Origin of the sequence: Pseudomonas sp. VD-NE ins (genome assembly GCF_031882575.1) — a bacterium.
Lineage (GTDB): Bacteria > Pseudomonadota > Gammaproteobacteria > Pseudomonadales > Pseudomonadaceae > Aquipseudomonas > Aquipseudomonas fluorescens_BZ.
Genome location: NZ_CP134772.1, coordinates 6,319,480 through 6,334,051 on the forward strand (window position 1 = coordinate 6,319,480; position 14,572 = coordinate 6,334,051).

Below are 14,572 nucleotides of genomic sequence, written 5' to 3' on the forward strand. Positions count from 1 at the left end.
GCAGGCTGCGATCTTTTGATCTTCAGCGGTAATCGTCCACCGGGACGCACGCGCAGAACAGGTTACGGTCGCCGTAGACGTTATCCACCCGATTCACCGCCGGCCAATACTTGTGCGCTTTGGTGTGCGCATCCGGGGTGATGCCCTGCTCGAGGCTGTACGGCCGCTCCCAAACCCCGGTGACATCCGCCAAGGTATGCGGCGCCCGTTTCAGTGGATTGTCTTCCGCCGGCCAGTTGCCGTTCTGCACTTCGGTGATTTCTGCGCGAATACTCAGCATCGCGCCGATAAAGCGATCCAGTTCAGCTTTGGATTCACTCTCGGTCGGCTCGACCATCAAGGTTCCCGGCACCGGGAACGACATGGTCGGCGCATGGAAGCCGTAATCCATCAGGCGCTTGGCGACGTCCTCTTCGCTGATCCCGGTCTGTGCCTTCAACGGTCGAAGATCGAGAATGCATTCGTGAGCCACGCGACCGTTGCGCCCGGTGTACAGCACCGGGAACGCGCCGGACAAATGCTGCGCCAGGTAATTCGCCGCCAGAATCGCCACCTCGCTGGCGTCCGCCAGTTGCGGGCCCATCATGGCGATGTACATCCAGCTGATCGGCAAAATGCTCGCACTGCCCCAAGGCGCCGCGCTGACCGCGCCGTTCTGCGCCAGCGGCCCTTCAATTGGCACCACCGGGTGATTGGCGACAAACGCCGCCAGATGCGCGCGAATACCGATCGGCCCCATGCCCGGCCCACCGCCGCCATGGGGAATGCAGAAAGTCTTGTGCAGGTTCATGTGCGACACGTCGGCACCAATGTCCGCCGGCCGCGCCAGCCCGACCTGCGCATTGAGGTTGGCGCCGTCCATGTACACCTGACCGCCGTGCTTGTGGATAACTTCACAGATCTCGCTGATGCCCTCCTCGTACACACCATGGGTCGACGGATAGGTCGCCATCAGGCACGACAACTTATCCCCAGCCTCGGCGGCTTTCGCTTTCAAATCCTCCAGATCGACGTTGCCCGCCTCATCGCACTCGACGATGACCACGCGCATGCCGGCCATCTGCGCCGACGCCGGGTTGGTGCCATGGGCCGAAGACGGAATCAGGCAGATATCCCGCGCGCCCTGCTGCCGGCTCTCGTGATATTTGCGGATCGCCAGTAGCCCTGCGTATTCGCCCTGCGCGCCGGAGTTGGGCTGCATGCAGATTGCGTCGAACCCGGTGATCGCGCACAACCAGCGCTGCAGTTCTTCGATCATCAAGGTGTAACCGACCGCCTGCTCCCTCGGTACAAAGGGATGCAGGTTGGCAAACTGCGGCCAGGTGATCGGGATCATTTCGCTGGTGGCGTTGAGTTTCATCGTGCACGAGCCCAGCGGGATCATCGACTGGTTGAGCGCCAGATCCTTGTTCTCCAGTTGTTTGAGGTAACGCAGCATCTCGGTTTCGCTGTGATGGGCGTTGAACACCGGGTGGCGCAGGTAAGGTGTGTTGCGCTGGAGGTTGTCGGGGATGCCCGAACTCAGGGGTTCCGCATCAAGTTCATCGACGTTCAACCCATGATCGGCGCCGAGCAGGACATCGAAAAGCTTGGCCACGGTGCTCTCATCGCAGGTCTCATCGAGGCTCAGCCCCACTCGACCGCGCCCGAGTATTCTCAGATTGATCTGTGCGGCTCGAGCGCTTTCGATGATCGCCGTCTGCGCACCGCCGACATCCAGCGTCAGGGTGTCGAAGAACTGCGCATTGACCCGACTGATTCCTTTGCGCTCAAGCCCCGCCGCCAGAATGCAGGTCAGCCGATGCACGCGCTGAGCGATGCGTTTCAGCCCTTCCGGTCCGTGATACACCGCGTAGAAACTGGCGATGTTGGCCAACAACACCTGCGCCGTGCAGATGTTCGAGTTGGCTTTCTCGCGGCGGATATGTTGCTCGCGGGTTTGCAACGCCATGCGCAGCGCCACGTTGCCCCGGGCATCTTTCGACACACCGATGATCCGCCCCGGAATCGCCCGTTTGTATTCCTCGCGGCTGGCAAAGAACGCCGCATGGGGGCCGCCATAACCCATCGGTACGCCAAAGCGCTGGGACGAACCGAGCACCACATCAGCGCCCAGTTCACCCGGCGGCGTCAGCAATAACAAACTCAGCAAATCCGTGGCGACGCAGGCCAGCGCCTGTTGTGCATGCAAGTGGTCGATCAATGGCCGCAGATCGCGCACCTCACCGTGGGTGTCCGGGTATTGCAGCAGCGCACCGAAGACCTGGTGCTGTTTCAAGTTATCCACAGTGTCGATGATCAGTTCGAGGCCGAAACCTTCGGCGCGGGTCTGCACCACGGAAATGGTCTGTAGATGGCAGTTCTCGTCGACGAAAAACAGATTGCTCTTCGACTTCGCCACGCGCTTGGCCAGGGCCATGGCTTCGGCAGCCGCCGTGGCCTCATCGAGCAGAGACGCGTTGGCCAGTTCCAGACCTGTCAGGTCGATGGTCAGTTGCTGGAAATTCAACAGTGCTTCGAGCCGGCCCTGCGCGATCTCCGGTTGATACGGCGTGTACGCGGTGTACCAACCGGGATTTTCCAGCACATTGCGCAGGATGACGGTCGGCGTCAGTGTGCCGTTGTAGCCCATGCCGATCAGGCTGGTCCAGACCTGGTTCTGTTCGGCATAACCACGCAGTTTGGCCAGCGCCGCTTGTTCATCCAGTGCCGGTGGCAGGTCGAGCGCGCGGTTGAAGCGAATGCCCGGCGGCACGGTCTGTTCGATCAGCTCGACGCGGCTGCCGAGGCCGAGACTGTCGAGCATCGCCTGTTGTTCGGCAGCATCGGGGCCGAGGTGACGGCGCAGGAAGGCATCGGGATCGCGTAACTGGCTCAGGGACGGCAACTGGGACATGACGGGCTCTCTCTTGGCTGGCGCTCGGCGTCAATGCAACACGGTCAAACCAGCATAGCAGTCGATATCGTCGCGCACGGCTTGGCGGCCGAGGGTGTTCCGGGCCATGCTGTGGCGCCTGCCTCAGGCGTCCGACCTCTGGATGATCAAAGCCTCATGAGCCAATTGCCGTTCCTGCCATTTTCCAAACCTGTCATCGATGAAGCCACCATTGCCGCCGTCGGCGAGGTCTTGCGCTCTGGCTGGATCACCAGCGGGCCGAAGGTTCAGGCCTTTGAAGCGCAGCTGTCGGAATATTTCGGTGGCCGCCCGGTGCGTACCTTCAATTCCGGTACCTGCACCATGGAAATCGCCTTGCGCATTGCCGGGATCGGTCCGGGTGACGAAGTGATCACCACGCCGATTTCCTGGGTGGCCACGGCCAACGTGATCCTTGAGGTCGGCGCCACACCGGTGTTTGCCGACATCGACCCGGTGACCCGCAATATCGATCTCGATCAACTGGAAGCGGCGATTACCCCGCGCACCAAAGCCGTGATTCCGGTGTACCTCGCCGGGCTGCCGGTGGACATGGCGCGCCTGTACGCCATCGCACGCAAACACAATCTGCGCATTGTCGAAGACGCCGCTCAGGCGCTGGGCTCGAGCTGGAACGGCCAGCGCATCGGCGCCACCGGTGACTTCGTGTCGTTCAGTTTTCAGGCGAACAAGAACGTCACCTGCGCCGAGGGGGGTTGTCTGGTGCTGAACACGCCTGAGGAAGCGCGGCTAGCGGAGAAGTACCGCTTGCAGGGCGTAACCCGCAACGGTTTCGATGGTCTGGACGTAGATGTGCTGGGCGGTAAGTTCAACATGACCGATGTCGCTGCCACGATCGGTCTGGGCCAGTTTGCTCATATCGAAGCGCTGACGGCGCATCGGCGTGAACTGGCGCGGCATTATTTCCAGTGCTTTGGCGCTGACTTTGAAGCGACCTATGGCGCCCAACTGTCGCCGGCGGATTTCACCAACAGCAACTGGCACCTGTTCCAACTGGTACTGCCGGAGCGCAAGGACGGCTTGCCTGCGCGGGCGACGTTCATGGAGCAGATGCAGGCGCATGGTATCGGGATCGGCTATCACTACCCGCCGATTCATTTGCTCAGTCTGTACCGCGAGCGCGGTTTCAAGGAGGGGATGTTGCCGGTGGCCGAGCGTGTCGGCCGGCTGATTGTATCGCTGCCGATGTTCACTGCGATGAACAAGGATGATGTCGAGCGCTCGGTAGCGGCCGTAAAAGCAGTCCTGCAGCCATAACCGTCCTGTAGGAGCTGCCGAAGGCTGCGATCTTTTGATTTTGTCTTTGAAGATCAAAAGATCTCAGCCTTCGGCAGCTCCTGCACGCAAGCGTTATTCGCCGATGGCGGCCTTGTAGGCAGCAGCGTCGAGCAGCTTGTCCAGCTCGGCCTTGTCGCTTGGCTTGAGCTTGAAGATCCACGCACCGTACGGGTCGGAGTTCAGCAGTTCCGGCGAACCGCCCAGCTCTTCGTTGATCGCGATGACTTCACCGCTGATCGGCGAGTAGATGTCCGACGCCGCTTTCACCGACTCGACCACACCGGCCTGATCTTCGGCAGCGAAAACCTTGCCCACTTCAGTCAGCTCAACGAACACCACATCGCCCAGCGCTTCCTGCGCGTGATCGCTGATGCCCACGGTGACGGTGCCGTCGGCTTCCAGACGGGCCCATTCATGACTTTCGGCAAAACGCAGTTCAGCGGGGATATTGCTCATCTTCGGTGTCCTCGGGAATTGGGTCAGCGGTCATGCCCGCCGGAAAAAAGGTTAGATCAAAGTTTTGCCATGGCGCACGAAGGTCGGTTTGACCACTCGCACCGGGTACCACTTGCCACGGATTTCCACTTCGGCGCGGTCGGCGGTTGCCATCGGCACACGCGCCAGGGCAATCGATTTGCTTAGCGTAGGAGAGAAACTACCACTGGTGATCTCCCCTTCGCCAACATCGGCGATACGAACCACCTGATGAGCGCGCAAAACGCCGCGTTCTTCCAGCACCAGACCGACCAGTTTGTGCGCAACGCCGGCGGCTTTTTCCGCTTCCAGCGCAGCACGGCCGATGAACTGGCGCGTGGCCGGTTCCCAGGCAATGCTCCAGGCCATGTTCGAGGCCAGTGGCGAAACGTCCTGATGAATGTCCTGACCGTAGAGGTTCATCCCGGCTTCAACCCGCAGGGTATCGCGGGCACCAAGGCCGATCGGGGAAATGCCGGCGCCAACCAGATCGTTGAAGAACCCCGGCGCCTGACTGGCCGGCAGACAGATTTCCAGACCATCTTCACCGGTGTAACCGGTACGGGCGATGAACCAGTCACCGTCGGTATAACCTTCGAAGGGTTTGAGGTGCTGGATCAACGTGGCGCGCGACTGGGTGACCAGTTCGGCAATCTTGTGCCGGGCCTGTGGCCCCTGAATAGCGAGCATCGCCAGTTCGGTGCGTTCGTGCAGTTGCACGTCGTAATCGCCGCGCTGCGCGTTCATCCAGGCCAGATCCTGATCGCGGGTCGACGCGTTGAACACCAGGCGATAAGCGTCTTCGAGGCGGTAGACGATCATGTCGTCGACGATGCCGCCGCGCTCGTTGAGCATGGTGCTGTACAACGCACGGCCGGGGCGGTGCAGACGATCGACGTCATTGGCCAGCAAATGCTGCAGCCAGGCTTTGGCCTGAGTGCCGGTGACATCGATCACGGTCATGTGGGATACATCGAACACCCCGCAATCGCGGCGCACTTCGTGGTGCTCCTCGACCTGCGAGCCGTAATGCAGTGGCATGTCCCAACCGCCAAAATCGACCATCTTCGCGCCAAGGGCGAGATGCAGGTCATACAGAGGCGTACGCTCTCCCATGGGTTTCTCCTTCCGGGCGTGGCGAAGGTGCGGACAGTCGCTGCACAGCGTGAAAGCCTTGTAATAGAAGGCTTTCAGCCAATCTCAGCGAAAAGATCTGTCAGACGAACCGCACCGAATGCCGCGCATTGTAGCCGCATGATTCAGGACTCACTACTAAGTGTTTCGATGGGCGGAGCGGCGAATCAGGCCGATAACCGGTAACAATCCAACCAGAACCAGGCTCAGCGCCGGCAAAGACGCCCGTGCCCATTCGCCTTCGCTGGTCATTTCAAAGATCCGCACGGCCAGCGTGTCCCAGCCAAACGGGCGCATCAGCAGGGTCGCGGGCATTTCCTTGAGCACATCGACGAACACCAGCAACGCCGCGCTCAGCGTGCCGGGCAGCAACAGCGGCAGATACACTTTGAAAAACAGTCGCGGCCCACTGACACCCAGGCTACGTGCCGCTTCGGGCAAAGAGGGCCGTATACGCGCCAGGCTGTTTTCCAGCGGGCCGTACGCGACTGCCACAAAACGCACCAGATACGCCATCAACAGTGCCGCCAGGCTGCCAAGCAATAACGGTTTGCCTGCGCCACCGAGCCAGGTGGAGAGCGGAATCACCAGTTCGCGGTCGAGATAACTGAAGGCGAGCATGATCGACACCGCCAGCACCGAACCCGGCAAGGCGTAGCCAAGGTTGGCCAGACCAACGCCGGAATTGATCGCCTGCGTCGGCGCCAGCCGCCGAGCGAACGCCAGCAGTAGGGCAACACTGACCGTAATCAGCGCCGCCATACCGCCCAGATACAGGGTGTGCAGGATCAGCCCGGCGTAACGCTCATCCAGATCGAAACGTCCGCGCTGCCAGAACCAGACGATCAATTGCAGCACCGGAATGACGAAAGCGCAGGCGAACACCAGGCCGCACCAGCTCATCGCGGCGAAAGCCGTGAATCCGCGCAGGTGGTACAGCGCTTTTACTCGTGGTCGCTCGTTGCTCGCCCGGTTGGCGCCACGCGCGCGACGTTCGCCGTAGAGCACCAGCATGACCACCAGCAGCAACAGACTGGCCAGTTGCGCCGCACTCGACAGGCTGAAGAAGCCGTACCAGGTTTTGTAGATAGCAGTGGTGAAGGTGTCGAAGTTGAACACCGACACCGCACCGAAATCCGCCAGGGTTTCCATCAGCGCCAGTGCCACGCCGGCACCAATGGCCGGACGTGCCATCGGTAACGCCACGCGCCAAAAGGCTTGCCACGGCGACTGGCCAAGCACTCGCGCCGCTTCCATCAAGCCCTTGCCCTGGGCGAGGAACGCGGTGCGCGCCAGCAGGTAAACGTAGGGATAAAAGACCAGCACCAGCACGATAATCACCCCGCCGGTGGAGCGCACCCGGGGCAGGCGCAATCCTGTGCCGAACCATTCGCGCAGCAGGGTTTGCACAGGGCCGGCGAAGTCGAGCAGGCCGACGAAGACAAACGCCAACACGTACGCGGGGATGGCGAACGGCAGCATTAGCGCCCAGTCGAGCCAGCGCCGCCCGGGGAATTCGCAGAGGCTGGTGAGCCAGGCGAGGCTGACGCCGAGCAGCGTTACGCCTATACCGACACCGACTACCAACGTCAGGGTGTTGCCGAGCAGGCGCGGCATCTGGGTTTCCCACAGGTGCGACCAGATTTGCTGATCGATGGTCTGCCATGAGAGCAGCAGAACGCTCAGGGGCAACAGCACCAACGCGGCGATGGCGAAGACGATGGGGTACCAGCGGCGTTGGGCGGGGTGGGCCACTTTTGGGTCTCTGGGGGGATTGGGGTGTTCTTGGTTTGGGTGTTTCAGGTTGAGATTGTTGCCCTCACCCTAGCCCTCTCCCAGAGGGAGAGGGCTAGGGTGAGGTGCTTATGCAAGCTACATAGACCTGAAACATCGAGTCGAACTCAGGATTTGAATCCAACTCAGATCGGCTCCCTTTCCCCCCTCTCCCTTGGGGAGAGGGCTGGGGTGAGGGGCTGGATCTTGAAGCAGACAAATTTATCGAAAAAGCCTCAATTCCAACCCGCCCGATCCATCATCCGGATCGCCTCAGCCTGACGCTTGCCCGCCACTTCCACCGGCAAGGTATCCGCGACAAACTTGCCCCACGCTGCCACTTCTTCCGAAGGCGCCACTGCCGGGTTGGCCGGGAACTCCTGGTTCACGTCAGCAAAAATCTTCTGCGCTTCAGGCGTGGTCATCCACTCGACCAAAGCCTTGGCCGCTTCCGGGTGCGGCGCATGCTTGGTCAGGCCAATGCCCGACAGGTTCACGTGCACGCCACGATCGGCCTGATTCGGCCAGAACAGCTTCACCGGCAGTTCTGGCTTCTGCTTGTGCAGGCGACCGTAGTAGTACGTGTTGACGATGCCAACGTCGCACTGCCCGGCATTGATCGCTTCGAGCACTGCAACGTCATCGGAGAACACATCGGTGGACAGGTTGTTGACCCAGCCCTTGAGGATCTTCTCGGTCTTTTCGGCGCCATGAACTTCGATCATGGTGGCGGTCAGCGACTGGTTGTAGACCTTCTTCGCCGTGCGCAGGCACAGGCGCCCTTCCCAGTTCTTGTCGGCCAGTGCTTCGTAGGTGGTCAGCTCGCCCGGTTTCACCCGTTCGGTGGAGTAAGCGATGGTGCGCGCGCGCAGGCTCAGGCCAGTCCAGGCATGAGTGGACGAGCGATATTGCAGAGGAATGTTGGCGTCGATGGTTTTCGAGGTGAACGGCTGCAGGATGCCCATCTGCTCGGCTTGCCAGAGGTTGCCGGCGTCGACGGTAAGCAGCAGGTCGGCGGTGGCGTTTTCACCTTCGGCCTTGATGCGTTGCATCAGCGGCGCTTCCTTGTCGGTTATGAACTTGATCTTCACCCCGGTCTTGGCGGTGTAGGCATCGAAGACCGGTTTGATCAGTTCATCGATGCGCGACGAGTAAACCACCACCTCATCAGCGGCCTGGGCCGTGGTGCTACCGATCAGGGTCAGGGCCAGTGCAGTCAGAAGACGCTTGGGTGCCAACATGGGAGTGGTCTCTCGGTCGGAAAATGTGGGCCAAATGATAAGGACTCACATTTACCACCTCAATCGAACTCTTTTTGAAGGAGTTACCAGATGTTGCACAGCCTGAAATTTGTGGTGGCTGTTCTGGCGCCTTCGCGAGCAAGCTCGCTCCCACAGGATTTGAGGTGTTCACAAAATTGATGCTTCACACCGGCCACTGTGGGAGCGAGCCTGCTCGCGAAGAGGCCATCAGCCTTAATGAAGATGTCAGGCTTTGGCGAGGGCCGGAAGATCCCCGGTCAACCCGAGGGCTTCCCGCACAAACAGCGCCTTCGCCTCCGGCATCTGCTCTACCAGCTTCAACCCGGCATTCCTTAACCAGCGCACCGGCAACGGATCCGCCTGAAACAACCGCTCAAACCCTTCCATCGCCGCCATCAGCGCCAGGTTGTGCGGCATGCGCCGGCGCTCGTAACGGCTCAGCACTTTCACATCCGCCAAACGCTCACCGCGCTCCGCCGCCTGCAACAGCACTTCGGCCAACACCGCCGCATCGAGGAAACCCAGGTTCACACCCTGCCCCGCCAACGGGTGAATGGTGTGCGCCGCATCGCCGATCAAAGCCAGCCCTTCGGCCACGTAACGCTTGGCATGACGCTGACGCAGCGGCACGCACAGTCGCGGGTCGGCACTGATGACGTTGCCGAGACGACCTTCAAAGGCGCGCTCCAGCTCACGGCAGAAATCCGCTTCATCCAGCGCCATCAAACGCTCGGCCTCACTCGGCGTGGTCGACCAGACGATCGAGCACCAATCCTGCTGCCCGTCGCGTTCCAGCGGCAGAAACGCCAGCGGCCCGTGATCGGTAAAACGCTGCCACGCGGTCATCTGGTGCGGTTTACTGCTGCGCACACTGGTGACGATGGCGTGATGCAGATAATCCCACTCGCGAGTAGCCACCCCGGTCAGACGGCGAACCGCCGAGTTCGCACCGTCAGCGGCAATCACCAGCGGTGCGCGCAACTGACGACCATCGGCCAGCGTCAGCAACCAGTCATCGCCCGAGCGGCGCATCTGTTCCAGTCGTGCATTGGCGAGCATGCCCAGATCACAATCGTGCAAACGATCGAGCAAGGCATCTTGCACCACGCGGTTTTCGACAATGTGGCCCAGCACCTCGGCGTGCACACTGCTCGCCGAGAAATGGATCTGCCCGGTGCCGCTGCCGTCCCAGACATGCATGTCGGTGTACGGGCTGCTGCGACGTTTGGCGATGCCTTCCCACACGCCGAGGCGCTCAAGAATCCGCTGGCTCGCCGCTGACAAAGCGCTCACCCGCGGTTCAAACGCAGCTTCGGCGTCGAAGGGTTTGACGCTCAGCGGGCTGCCGTCGAGCAGCAGCACTTCCATCCCGCTGTCCTGCAACGCCAGCGCCAGGGCGCTGCCGACCATTCCGGCTCCGACAATCAGCAGATCTGCGCGCATTTCCATGCTTTAAGCCTGTCTCGCTTGCGGCTTGAGCCGCACGTAAAGGGTTTTACCGACCCGCGCCACCAGATTGCCGGCGCCGTCATGAATGTCGACCTGCAACTGCGGCAGGTATTTCTCACCATTGGCGGTCTGCCGGCGAATCTCGGCGAGCAAGGTCTCGTCGATAGTGAAGCGGGCGAACACCGGGCCTTTGCCCGGTGCAATGAAATCGATGTCGGCAGCTTTGTCCCAGACGATGTACTTCGAGCCAAGGTTTTCCATGAGCATCAGCATGAAGAACGGGTCGACCATCGAATACAGACTGCCGCCGAACTGGGTGCCGACGTAGTTGCGGTTGTACCAGCCAAGGCCCATCGACACCTGAACGTCGCGGAAGTCATCGCTGATGTGCCGAACCCGCACGCCAGCGCCGAGGTACGGCGGGTAGAACGTCATGACCCAGCGCATCAACCGCGCCTTGCCGAATCTTCCGGTTAACCACTTAAGCATCCGGTCGTGTTCCCAAACCCATGGCCTGACGGGCAAACCAACGCTTGGCCGGCGGCAACAGATCGAGGCCGAGCAGGCCGATATTACGCCCCAGCGAAACCAGCGGTTGCGTGCTGCCGAACAGGCGCGTGACCTGATCGGAGAAGCCGACGGTGAGGTCCTGATCCAGACGCTGGCGCTCGCGATACGCCTGCAACGTCGCGAAGTCGCCGAGCGGTTTGTCGCTGGTCAACAGCGCAGCCGCCAAAGCATCGGCATCTCGCAGCGACAGATTGAAACCCTGGCCGGCAATCGGATGCAGGCTGTGCGCCGCGTTGCCGAGCACGGCCAGATGCGAACGTACTTGTTCTTCGGCTTCGACCAACGTCAGCGGATAAAGATGTCGTGCGCCAACCTGTTTCAACGTGCCGAGGCGGTAACCGAACACGCCCTGCAATTCGCTGAGGAAGTCTCGTTCGCTCAAATCAGCCAGACGCTGCGCGTCCATGCCCAAACGGGTCCAGACCAAAGCGCAGCGGTTTTCCGGCAGCGGTAGCAGCGCCATCGGCCCTTCGTCGGTGAAGCGCTCGAAGGCCATGCCGTTGTGCGCTTCGCTCGGGGTGATGTTGGCGATCAGCGCGCTCTGGTTGTACGGACGCTTACGCACATTGATGCCTAGCTGTTCACGCAACCCCGAACGACCGCCATCGGCGAGTACCGCGAGGTCGCATTCAAGGGTGGTTTCATCGTTGAGGGTCAGGCGATAGCCATCGGGCAACGGCTCCATGCGCGCGACTTCCGCCGGGCAGCGCCAGCTGATCACGTCTTTGTCGATGTGTTGCCACAGGCACTGGCCGAGCCAGGCGTTTTCCACTACATAACCGAGCGCCGGCACGCCCTCTTCCATCGCTGACAAACGCGCGGTAGAGAAGCGGCCACGGTCAGACACGTGAATCTGTTTGATCGGCTCGGCACGGCGGGAGATTTCCTGCCACACGCCCAAGCGTTGATAAATCTGCCGCGAACCGAAGGACAACGCCGACGAACGTGCGTCGTAGCTCGGCTGCCAGCTGTCGCCCGGTGCAAACGGTTCGATCAGCACGATCTTCCAGCCACGCGCCTTGGCCCCGGCCTGCAAGGCCAACGCCAGACTGGCGCCGACCAGACCGCCACCGATGATTGCCAGATTGACTCGACTCATGCCGCGTGTGTCCTTGCTTGCGCCATCAGCGCTTCGATTTCAGCGACGGTTTTCGGCACGCCGCTGGTGAGGATTTCACAACCGGTTTTGGTCACGACCACGTCGTCCTCGATGCGCACGCCAATGCCGCGCCATTTCTTCGCGACGCTCTGATTGTCCGGGGCGATGTAGATGCCCGGCTCCACGGTCAGCGCCATGCCGACTTCCAGCACGCGCCATTCGCCGCCGACCTTGTACTCGCCAACGTCATGCACATCCATGCCCAGCCAGTGACCGGCGCGGTGCATGTAAAAGGCTTTATAGGCTTCGCTGGCGATCAACTCGTCGACCTCGCCCTGCAGCAATCCAAGCTTCACCAGCCCCGTGGTAATCACTCGAACCGTGGCTTCGTGCGCCTGATTCCAGTGCTTGTTCGGGGCGATTTCGGCGAATGCGGCTTCCTGCGAGGCTAGCACCAACTCGTAGATCGCTTTCTGCTCGGGTGAAAACTTGCCGTTGACCGGCCAGGTGCGGGTAATGTCGCTGGCATAGCAGTCGATCTCGCAACCGGCGTCGATCAACACCAGATCACCGTCCTTGAGCAGCGCGTCATTCTGCTGGTAATGCAGTATGCAGCTGTTGCGCCCGGCGGCGACGATCGACCCGTAGGCCGGCATCTTCGCCCCGCCCTTGCGGAACTCGTAGTCGAGTTCGGCTTCGAGGCTGTACTCGTGGAGCCCGGCCCGACTGGCCTGCATCGCGCGGATATGGGCTTGCGCCGAGATCCGTGCGGCTTCGCGCATCACCTTCACTTCTGCCGCCGATTTATACAGACGCATGTCGTGGAGAAGATGATCCAGGGCAACGAATTCGTTCGGTGGCTGGGCGCCGAGGTGCGCCTTGGAGCGGATCACGTTGATCCAGTCCATCAGGTGACGGTCGAATTCGGGGTTGCTGCCCATCGCCGAATAGACCCGGTCGCGGCCTTCGATCAGGCCCGGGAGAATGTCGTCGATGTCGGTAATCGGGAAGGCGTCGTCGGCACCGAAGTCGCGGATCGCGCCTTCCTGGCCTGCGCGCAAGCCGTCCCACAATTCGCGTTCGGCGTTGCGTTCACGGCAGAACAGCACGTACTCGCCATGCTCACGGCCGGGCATCAGGACGATGACAGCCTGCGGCTCGGGAAACCCGCTGAGGTACTGGAAGTCGCTGTCCTGACGATAAACGTGCTCGACGTCGCGGTTGCGAATGGCCACCGCGGCGGCGGGCAGAATCGCGATGCTGTTGGGTTCCATCTGCGCCATCAGGGCCTTGCGGCGACGGCTGTATTCCGCTTTCGGGATATGGGTCATGGGCAGATGGCTTTCCCTGGCACGCGATTAATGCAGCGACGGCTTGGCGGCTGGCGGCACGTCGGCTTTCTTGGTTTCCGAGAACAGCAGCAGCGGCGCGACGCGCAGATACTCCATGACTTCCATGTAGTCGCTTTCGCCGTCATCGGATTCTTCCAGGGCGTCTTGCACCTGGGAGATCGCTGCCAGATCCTGCAGCACTTCGGTGGCTTCAGTGCTGAGCATGCTGCTGTCGCGGCAGTTCAGGCCGAAACCGCTGAGGAAGCCCTGGCACCACTCGCCCAGTGCAGCGGCGCGTTCGGCCAGCGGCGCGTCGTCGGTTGGCAGCAGCAGAACGACAGTGACGTCGTCGCCGGTCAGTTCGCCTTTGACCATCTCTTGCAGGCCGATCAGGGCGTTACGGACGTTGTCCTGGAAATCGCCTTCGAGCAGTTCGGCGGCGTCGATCAACCAGCCTTCGTTATCGAAGCCGGCCCCGGCGCAACTGCGCCCGAGCAGCACGCCGTGCAGTTCGGCAGGCGAAACGTTGTGGCCGCTGGAGGTCAGCAGGGTGGCAAAGGCTTGGTACGGGGAATTCGCAATGGTCATGGGCAGCTAGGCGCCAGACGGCGCTATGTCTAGAATGAAGGCCTTGTATCCTACATCGACAGACTCGCCAAGACTATTAAAGGCTGTCCGCCAGCTATCCCATCAGACAGACTCCGACCCAGTGGACACAATGGAAGACACCGACCTGCAAGCGCTGATGGCCAGACTCGAACTGCTGATTGGCCGAGTCGAGCAACTAAAGAGTCAAAACGCACTCTTACTAGCTCAGGAAAAAACCTGGCGCGAGGAACGCGCTCACCTCATTGAAAAAAACGAAATCGCCCGGCGTAAGGTCGAATCGATGATTTCGCGCCTCAAGGCCCTGGAGCAAGACTCATGAGTTCAAGCAATAGCGTCACCGTGCAGATCCTCGATAAAGAGTATTCGATCATTTGCCCGCAGGAAGAACGCAGCAATCTGGTCAGCGCCGCTCGCTATCTGGATGGCAAGATGCGCGAAATCCGCAGCAGCGGCAAAGTCATCGGCGCCGACCGCATTGCCGTGATGGCCGCGCTGAACATCACCCATGACCTCTTGCACAAAGAAGAGCGCCCGGATATCCAGGCCAGCGGTTCGACCCGTGAACAGGTGCGTGACTTGCTCGATCGTGTCGATCTGGTCCTCGCCGACGATCAGAACACCACCAAGGGCTGATTCGACTGGCCGCTTGCGGTATACT

13 protein-coding genes are annotated in these 14,572 nt (G+C 61.1%); 3 read left to right on the forward strand and 10 right to left on the reverse strand.

Going from position 1 to position 14,572, the window contains the following annotated elements; all coding sequences use genetic code 11:
* Nucleotides 1-22 precede the first annotated feature (22 nt).
* A complete protein-coding gene (gcvP, locus tag RMV17_RS28290; RefSeq protein ID WP_311884178.1) occupies nt 23-2,896 on the reverse strand; it encodes an aminomethyl-transferring glycine dehydrogenase in 2,874 nt (957 codons plus the stop codon).
* Nucleotides 2,897-3,052: 156 nt separating this feature from the next.
* Between gcvP and RMV17_RS28295 the strand changes: the two genes are divergently transcribed.
* Nucleotides 3,053-4,192: a DegT/DnrJ/EryC1/StrS aminotransferase family protein gene (locus RMV17_RS28295; RefSeq protein ID WP_311884180.1), complete on the forward strand. Its 1,140-nt coding sequence runs from the start codon at nt 3,053-3,055 to the stop codon at nt 4,190-4,192.
* A gap of 93 nt (nt 4,193-4,285) precedes the next feature.
* Here RMV17_RS28295 and gcvH read toward each other — a convergent pair whose 3' ends face one another.
* From gcvH to RMV17_RS28340, 9 genes are all read right to left on the reverse strand, one after another.
* Nucleotides 4,286-4,669: a glycine cleavage system protein GcvH gene (gene gcvH, locus RMV17_RS28300; protein ID WP_122596654.1), complete on the reverse strand. Its 384-nt coding sequence runs from the start codon at nt 4,667-4,669 to the stop codon at nt 4,286-4,288.
* 51 nt (nt 4,670-4,720) lie between these two features.
* Entirely contained in the window at nt 4,721-5,803 is a 1,083-nt protein-coding gene (gene gcvT, locus RMV17_RS28305; protein ID WP_311884185.1) for a glycine cleavage system aminomethyltransferase GcvT, read from the reverse strand.
* A gap of 156 nt (nt 5,804-5,959) precedes the next feature.
* Nucleotides 5,960-7,576, reverse strand: coding sequence for an ABC transporter permease (locus RMV17_RS28310; RefSeq protein WP_034151984.1), 1,617 nt, complete (start codon nt 7,574-7,576; stop codon nt 5,960-5,962).
* Nucleotides 7,577-7,830: 254 nt separating this feature from the next.
* On the reverse strand, nt 7,831-8,835 hold the full coding sequence (locus RMV17_RS28315) for an extracellular solute-binding protein (protein ID WP_024014737.1): 1,005 nt from the start codon (nt 8,833-8,835) through the stop codon (nt 7,831-7,833).
* A 246-nt stretch (nt 8,836-9,081) separates the two neighbouring features.
* Nucleotides 9,082-10,299, reverse strand: a complete 1,218-nt coding sequence (locus RMV17_RS28320; protein ID WP_311887095.1) for a 2-octaprenyl-3-methyl-6-methoxy-1,4-benzoquinol hydroxylase — start codon at nt 10,297-10,299, stop codon at nt 9,082-9,084.
* Nucleotides 10,300-10,308: 9 nt separating this feature from the next.
* Nucleotides 10,309-10,794 (reverse strand): DUF4442 domain-containing protein, encoded by a 486-nt coding sequence (locus RMV17_RS28325; protein ID WP_311884189.1) that lies wholly within the window; start codon nt 10,792-10,794, stop codon nt 10,309-10,311.
* Nucleotides 10,787-11,974, reverse strand: coding sequence for a 2-octaprenyl-6-methoxyphenyl hydroxylase (gene ubiH, locus RMV17_RS28330; RefSeq protein ID WP_311884191.1), 1,188 nt, complete (start codon nt 11,972-11,974; stop codon nt 10,787-10,789). The genes RMV17_RS28325 and ubiH overlap by 8 nt, the downstream gene beginning before the upstream one ends.
* On the reverse strand, nt 11,971-13,305 hold the full coding sequence (gene pepP, locus RMV17_RS28335) for a Xaa-Pro aminopeptidase (protein ID WP_108225031.1): 1,335 nt from the start codon (nt 13,303-13,305) through the stop codon (nt 11,971-11,973). The genes ubiH and pepP overlap by 4 nt, the downstream gene beginning before the upstream one ends.
* Before the next feature lie 27 nt (nt 13,306-13,332).
* On the reverse strand, nt 13,333-13,893 hold the full coding sequence (locus RMV17_RS28340) for a YecA family protein (RefSeq protein ID WP_311884194.1): 561 nt from the start codon (nt 13,891-13,893) through the stop codon (nt 13,333-13,335).
* Between the two features lie 130 nt (nt 13,894-14,023).
* Here RMV17_RS28340 and RMV17_RS28345 point away from each other — a divergent pair, with 130 nt between their 5' ends.
* Together RMV17_RS28345 and RMV17_RS28350 are read left to right on the forward strand one after the other, a co-directional pair.
* Nucleotides 14,024-14,233 carry a TIGR02449 family protein gene (locus RMV17_RS28345; RefSeq protein ID WP_007911197.1) on the forward strand — a complete coding sequence of 70 codons (210 nt, stop codon included), beginning with the start codon at nt 14,024-14,026 and terminating at the stop codon, nt 14,231-14,233.
* Nucleotides 14,230-14,547, forward strand: a complete 318-nt coding sequence (locus RMV17_RS28350) for a cell division protein ZapA (RefSeq protein WP_034151990.1) — start codon at nt 14,230-14,232, stop codon at nt 14,545-14,547. Before RMV17_RS28345 ends, RMV17_RS28350 begins: the two co-directional genes overlap by 4 nt.
* The last annotated feature ends 25 nt before the right edge of the window (nt 14,548-14,572 follow it).